Raw genomic sequence first — 5,532 nt, 5'->3', positions numbered from 1 at the left:
CGCGGGCGGCGACCTCCGCGGGCGCCGCGCGGCGGCCCGCGGCGGGGAGGGCGGCCCGCGCGGTCGGGCGCTGGTACGCGACGCCGAACGGACCCGCGCGCACCGTGAACGGAGCGTGCGCCGCGAGCGGCGGGTCGGCGGCGCCCGTGAGCAGCCAGCCGCCCGGCGCGAGGGTCGCGAAGAGGCGCGTCGCGATCTCCGGCACGAGCGCGGGATCGAGGTAGATGAGCACGTTCCGGCACAGGACCAGGTCGAGGTCCGCGAGCCCGTGCGCCCGCGACGGGTACTCGCCGCGCGCGAGGTTCAGGGGGAAGAACCGGACCCGCGCCGCGATCTCCCGCGGGAGCACGAACCGACCGTCGATCTCCCGCAGGTGAAGGCGCGCCCGGGCGTCCGCGGCCCCGCGCAGCGACCAGAGGGAGTACTCGCCTCGCCGCGCGCGCGCGAGCGCGGACTCGTTCAGGTCGGTTCCGACGAGGTGGACGCCGTGCCGCACGCCGCGATCGTGCAGCGCGATCGCGAGCGAGTACGGCTCCTCGCCCGTCGAGCACCCCGTGCTCCACGCCCGGAACGCCTCGGGGCCGCCCGCCCTGCGGGCGAGCCCCTCCGGAACGATCACCTGCTCGATGAGCGCCCACTGCGCCGGCTCGCGGAAGAACCAGGTCTCCCCCACCGTGAGCTCCTCGATGAACGGCTCGAGCGGCCGCGAGCCGTCGACCACGCTCAGCGCGAACGCCTCGCCGTCGGGCAAGCCGGCGGCGTGCGCCTCGCGCGCGAGCGCCGCCGCGAGGAGCGTCGCCCGCACTCCGGTGAGGTCGAGGCCCGCGCGCTCCCGGACGAGGGCGCGCAGGCGATCCGACGCCGCGGGCGGGGAGGGGCTCATCGCGCCGCCGGCTCGACCCCGCGGAGCCACTCCTCGAGCGCCTGGATCACGACCGTGCCCTGCGGGAGCCGCACCAGGCCGGCGGCGAGCGGGTCGGGCGCGATCCACTCGGGGTAGGGCGAGACCGCCGCGTCCGGCACCTCGCGGATCTCGAGCACCCGCTCGACCTCGAGCGCCACGCGGCGGCCGGCGATCTCGACCACGAGCAGCTGATCCTCCGCGCGCGGGGGCCGGACCTGCGCGCCGAGCCGCGCCGCCACGTCCACCACGGGTACGAGCATGCCGTGCACGTCGAGCACGCCCCGCACGTGCGGCGGGGCGCCCGGGACCGGCGTGGGCGCGGCCATTCGGAGCACCTGCAGCGCGCAGGTCGCGGGCAGTGCGAAGGTTTGGGAGGCTGCGGTGAACAGGACGAAGGACGCCATGAGCTTATGAGCTGCCCGAGGATCCGCTGCCCGCCCGCGCGCGCGGGACGTCTCCCCCAAGGTGCGCTCGCCCGCGCCCGCCGCCCAGCCGACGGCCGCGCTCGGGGCGACCCCGGAGCGAGCGCCCGCAGGGCGGGGGAGGAGGCGGCGCGCCGATGACCCTCTCCATCGGGATCGTCCTCGCCGTCCTCGCCGTCGCCGTGGTGCTGTTCGCGCTCGAGCGCATCCCGCTCGAGGTGAGCGCCCTCACGGTCGTGGCCCTCCTCGCCGTGACCCGCGTCCTCACGCCGGAGCAGGCCTTCGCGGGGTTCGCGAACGAGACCGTCATCCTCATCTTCACGCTCCTCTCGATGACGCAGGGGCTGGTCTCGACGGGGGTCGTGCAGGCCATCGGGCAGCGCATGTCGGGCGCGGGCCGCTTCGGGCCGACGGTGTTCGTGGGCGCGATGATGGTCGTCGTGGCCGCGCTCTCGTCGCTCGTCTCGAACACCGTCACCACCGCGGCGTTCCTGCCCGTCGTCATCGGCGCGGCCGACCGGGCGAAGCTCGCGCGGAGCCGCGTGCTCATGCCGCTCGCCTACGCCTCCATGCTGGGCGGCACGATCTTCCTCATCGGCACGTCCACGAACCTCGTGGTGAGCGCCATGATGGCGAGGACGGGCCTCGGGGCCATCGGGTTCACCGAGCTCGCGCCGGTGGGCCTGCCGCTCGCGGTCGTCGGGATCGCCCTCGTGCTCCTCCTCGCGCCCTTCCTGCTGCCCGAGCGCAGCGGGGAGGAGGACGAGGCGATGCCGGCGCGCGAGTACCTCGCCGAGGTGGCGGTCGTGGCGGGCTCGCCCTTCGCGGGGAGGCGGCTCGAGGAGCTCACGCACGGGCTCGGGTTCAGGGTGCTCGCGGTCACGCGCGGCGGCGCGGCGCTCGAGGCATCCCCGGAGCTCGTCCTCGCCGAGGGCGACGCGCTCCTGCTCGAGGAGGATCGGCTCGACCTCCTGCGCGTGAAGGACCTGCGAGGCCTGGAGATGCGCGCCGAGGCGAAGGCGCGGGCGGGCGAGGGCGAGGACGTCGTGCTCATGGAGGCGGCGGTGCCGGTCGGCTCGAGCCTCGTCGGCCGCTCGCTCAAGGAGGCGTTCTTCGCCGAGCACTTCGGCCTCGTCGCGCTCGCGATCGCGCGGCGTCCCGCGATCCAGCGGCTCACCCGCGTGCAGCTCCTGCACGGGCTCTTCGGCGCGCACTCGCTGTCGACGCTGCCGCTCGCGGCGGGCGACGTGCTCCTCGTGCGCGGCCCGCGCCCGCGCGTCCGCGCGCTCGCGGACGGGACCACGCTCACGCTGCTCGGCAGCGTCGAGTACCAGCCGGTGCGCTACCGCAAGGCGCTGTTCGCCGTGGCGATCTTCGTCGCCGTCCTCGCGGTCGGCCTCCTGAAGCTCGTCCCGCTCTCGGTGGCCGGGCTGTGCGGCATGCTCCTCATGATCGCCACGCGCTGCGTGGACGCGCGCATGGCGTTCCGGGTCGACTGGCGGGTGGTGCTCCTCATCGGCGCGATGATGGCGCTCGGGACCGCCATGGAGGTGAGCGGCGCAGGGCGCTGGCTCGGCTCGCTCCTCGTCCCCCTCGCCGGCCACGTGGGCGCGCGCGGCGTGCTCGTGGCGCTCATGATCTTCACCATCGTGCTCTCCGCGCCCATGTCGAACCAGGCCGCGGCCCTGGTGCTGCTGCCGGTCGCGACCGGGGTCGCCGCGCAGCTCGGCCTCGCGCCGCGGCCGTTCGCGATCGGGATCTGCCTCGCGGCCTCGTTCTCCTTCATCACGCCGCTCGAGCCGTCCTGCGTGCTCGTGTACGGACCGGGGAGGTACCGCTTCCTGGACTTCGTGCGGATGGGCGCGCCGCTCACCGCCGCGCTCCTCGTCCTGCTCGCGATCCTCGTGCCGGTGGTCTGGAGGTTCTGATTGGGCCCGCGCGATCTGTTGCGGCGCCGCGGTCCGCATGCTTACCTGACCGACCATGAGCACGAACGACCCGAACGAGCCTCTGCCCACGACGCCGATCGGCGCCACGCCTCCGGCCACGCCGCCGGTGGGCCCGACGCAGTGGGGCGCTCCGCCCGCGCCGCCTCCGGCGTGGGGCGGCGGAGGCGGGTCCGGGTGGGGGCCGACGCCCCCCTCGATGCCGCCGCCTCCGCCTCCGCGACGCGACCGGCTGGCCATCGGGATCGTCGCCTTCATCTTCGGCGGGCTGTTCCTCGTGTTCTTCGGGTTCCTCTTCCTCGCCTACAGCGTGGTGAAGGGGGAGTCGCCGTCCATCGCCTCCGGCCCGCGCATCGCGATCATCGAGGTGAAGGGAGCGATCGCGACCGGCCCCGGCGGCGCCGACGCCGATCGCATCCTGAAGCAGCTCCGCAAGGTCGGGGAGGACGACGGGCTCAAGGCGGTGGTCGTCCGGATCGACTCGCCCGGCGGCGCGGTCGCGCCGTCGCAGGAGATCCACGACGAGGTGAAGAAGCTCGCGCAGAAGAAGACCGTGGTCTGCTCGATGGGGAACCTCGCCGCGTCCGGCGGCTTCTACGTCGCCGTCGCCTGCCCCAAGGTCGTCGCGGAGCCCGGCACGCTCACCGGCTCCATCGGCGTCATCACGCAGTTCCCCAAGGTGAAGGGGCTGCTCGACCGCTGGGACATCAAGATGGAGACGGTGAAGAGCGGCGCCCTCAAGGACGCGGGCAATCCCTTCTCCGAGATGAGCGCCGAGGAGCGCGCCTACTGGCAGTCGCTCATCGACCAGGTCTACGCCCAGTTCGTCCGCGCCGTGGCGAAGGGGCGCGGCCTCGACGAGGCGGCCGTCCGGAAGTTCGCCGACGGGCGGGTCATCACGGGCGAGCAGGCGAAGGCCCTCAAGCTCGTCGACGCGCTCGGCAACTTCTACGACGCGGTCGAGCTCGCGAAGACGGAGGCGAAGCTCTCCGGCGAACCGCACCTCGTGTACCCGGCGGACGAGCGGGGCGCGTTCCTCGAGCAGCTCGTGGGCAGCGCGGCTGGAGCCGCCGCGGACGCGGTCGCCGCGCGCATCCAGAAGGGCGCCTCCGCCGCGCAGGAGCCCGGGGTCTACTTCCTCGCGCGCTGATCTCGAGGCCGACATGGAACAGCCGCTCTGGGCGCCCTGGCGGATGGAGTTCATCCGCGCCGAGAAGCCGACGGGCTGCATCTTCTGCGACTTCCCCGCTGCGCCCGAGTCGCGCGACCGCGAGAACCTCCTCGTCCACCGGAGCGCGCACGCGTTCACCTGCCTCAACCGCTTCCCCTACAACTCGGGTCACGTGATGGTGATCCCCCGCGCCCACGTCGCCGACCTCGGCGCCCTGGAGCGGGATGGGTGGGCGGACCTGCAGGACGAGCTGCGCCGCGCCGTCGAGGTCGTGCGCGCGGTGTACCGCCCGGACGGGATGAACGTGGGGATGAACCTCGGCCGCTCCGCCGGCGCGGGCATCGCCGATCACCTGCACTGGCACGTGGTCCCGCGCTGGACGGGGGACAACAACTTCATGCCCGTGCTCGCGGACCAGCGCGTCGTGGTCGAGGCGCTCGACGCCGCGTGGGAACGGCTCCACGCCGGCTTCGCCGGCGTCCGCTAGGACCCGTGACCGACGCCTGGGTCGCCCTCGCCGCGGTGTCCTTCGCGGCGGCCGCCGTGCTCCTGTGGGACCGGCTGCGCCGTCGCCGAGACGAGGCCCAGGCCTACCTGAAGGGCGTCCGCTCGGTGATCTCCGGCGACCCGGACGCTGCGATCGAGGCGCTCTCCGACGCCGCCCGGCTCGGCAGCCCGGAGGCCGTCGAGACCTACCTCGCGCTCGGCCAGCTCTTCCGGCGCACCGGCGATCTCTCGCGGGCGGTCCGCCTCCACCGGAACATGCTGCTCGGGCCGGCGCTCGATCCCGCCCGCCGCGCGGAGGTCGAGCGCGAGCTCGCCGAGGATTACCGGCGGAGCGGGATGCTCGCCGAGGCCGTGGAGATCTACCGCAAGCTCGGTCCGGCGGATCGCACGGCGTGGGAGGGGCTCCGCGACGTGCTCGTGGACGCCGGGGATCTGCCCGGCGCGATCTCGGCCCAGCGCGCGCTCGCGATCGAGGGCGCCGATCCCGTGCTCGCGCACCTCCTCGCCGCCGCCGCCCGCGAGGCGTTCGCCCGCGCGCCGGCCGAGGCGACCGCGCTCGCCGCGGAGGCGCTCCGCGCCGAC

Annotated in this window: 5 protein-coding genes and 1 pseudogene; 4 read left to right on the top strand and 2 right to left on the bottom strand. The window is 74.5% G+C overall.

The window, feature by feature from the left end:
* Together MNZ39_RS23015 and MNZ39_RS23010 are read right to left on the bottom strand one after the other, a co-directional pair.
* A partial coding sequence (locus MNZ39_RS23015) for a protein-glutamate O-methyltransferase CheR (RefSeq protein WP_242341429.1) occupies nt 1-883 on the bottom strand: 883 nt, incomplete at its 3' end.
* Nucleotides 880-1,308: a chemotaxis protein CheW gene (locus tag MNZ39_RS23010; RefSeq protein WP_242341428.1), complete on the bottom strand. Its 429-nt coding sequence runs from the start codon at nt 1,306-1,308 to the stop codon at nt 880-882. The genes MNZ39_RS23010 and MNZ39_RS23015, both read right to left, overlap by 4 nt.
* Nucleotides 1,309-1,463: 155 nt before the next feature.
* Between MNZ39_RS23010 and MNZ39_RS23005 the strand changes: the two genes are divergently transcribed.
* The 4 genes and pseudogenes from MNZ39_RS23005 to MNZ39_RS22990 all read left to right on the top strand — a co-directional run.
* The gene (locus tag MNZ39_RS23005; protein WP_242341427.1) at nt 1,464-3,254 is read left to right on the top strand and encodes an SLC13 family permease; all 1,791 of its coding nucleotides are present in this window, start codon (nt 1,464-1,466) and stop codon (nt 3,252-3,254) included.
* Nucleotides 3,255-3,309: 55 nt separating this feature from the next.
* Nucleotides 3,310-4,422 carry a signal peptide peptidase SppA gene (gene sppA / locus MNZ39_RS23000; protein ID WP_242341426.1) on the top strand — a complete coding sequence of 371 codons (1,113 nt, stop codon included), beginning with the start codon at nt 3,310-3,312 and terminating at the stop codon, nt 4,420-4,422.
* A gap of 13 nt (nt 4,423-4,435) precedes the next feature.
* A complete protein-coding gene (locus MNZ39_RS22995) occupies nt 4,436-4,930 on the top strand; it encodes an HIT domain-containing protein (protein WP_242341425.1) in 495 nt (164 codons plus the stop codon).
* Nucleotides 4,931-4,935: 5 nt separating this feature from the next.
* Nucleotides 4,936-5,532: pseudogene (locus tag MNZ39_RS22990) on the top strand (hypothetical protein); the annotation flags it as partial.

The organism is Anaeromyxobacter sp. SG66, assembly GCF_022690805.1.
Classification (GTDB): Bacteria; Myxococcota; Myxococcia; order Myxococcales; family Anaeromyxobacteraceae; genus Anaeromyxobacter; species Anaeromyxobacter soli.
The sequence above is the reverse complement of the archived record's forward strand: the minus strand, read 5'-3'. Positions and strand labels throughout refer to the sequence as shown.

What these genes read in the sequence shown, in the direction of transcription:
- MNZ39_RS22995 (WP_242341425.1), top strand. Translation starts at nt 4,436, where the DNA reads ATGGAACAGCCGCTCTGGGCGCCCTGGCGGATGGAGTTCATCCGCGCC.
- sppA (WP_242341426.1), top strand. Translation starts at nt 3,310, where the DNA reads ATGAGCACGAACGACCCGAACGAGCCTCTGCCCACGACGCCGATCGGC.
- MNZ39_RS23005 (WP_242341427.1), top strand. Translation starts at nt 1,464, where the DNA reads ATGACCCTCTCCATCGGGATCGTCCTCGCCGTCCTCGCCGTCGCCGTG.
- MNZ39_RS23010 (WP_242341428.1), bottom strand. Translation starts at nt 1,308, where the DNA reads ATGGCGTCCTTCGTCCTGTTCACCGCAGCCTCCCAAACCTTCGCACTG.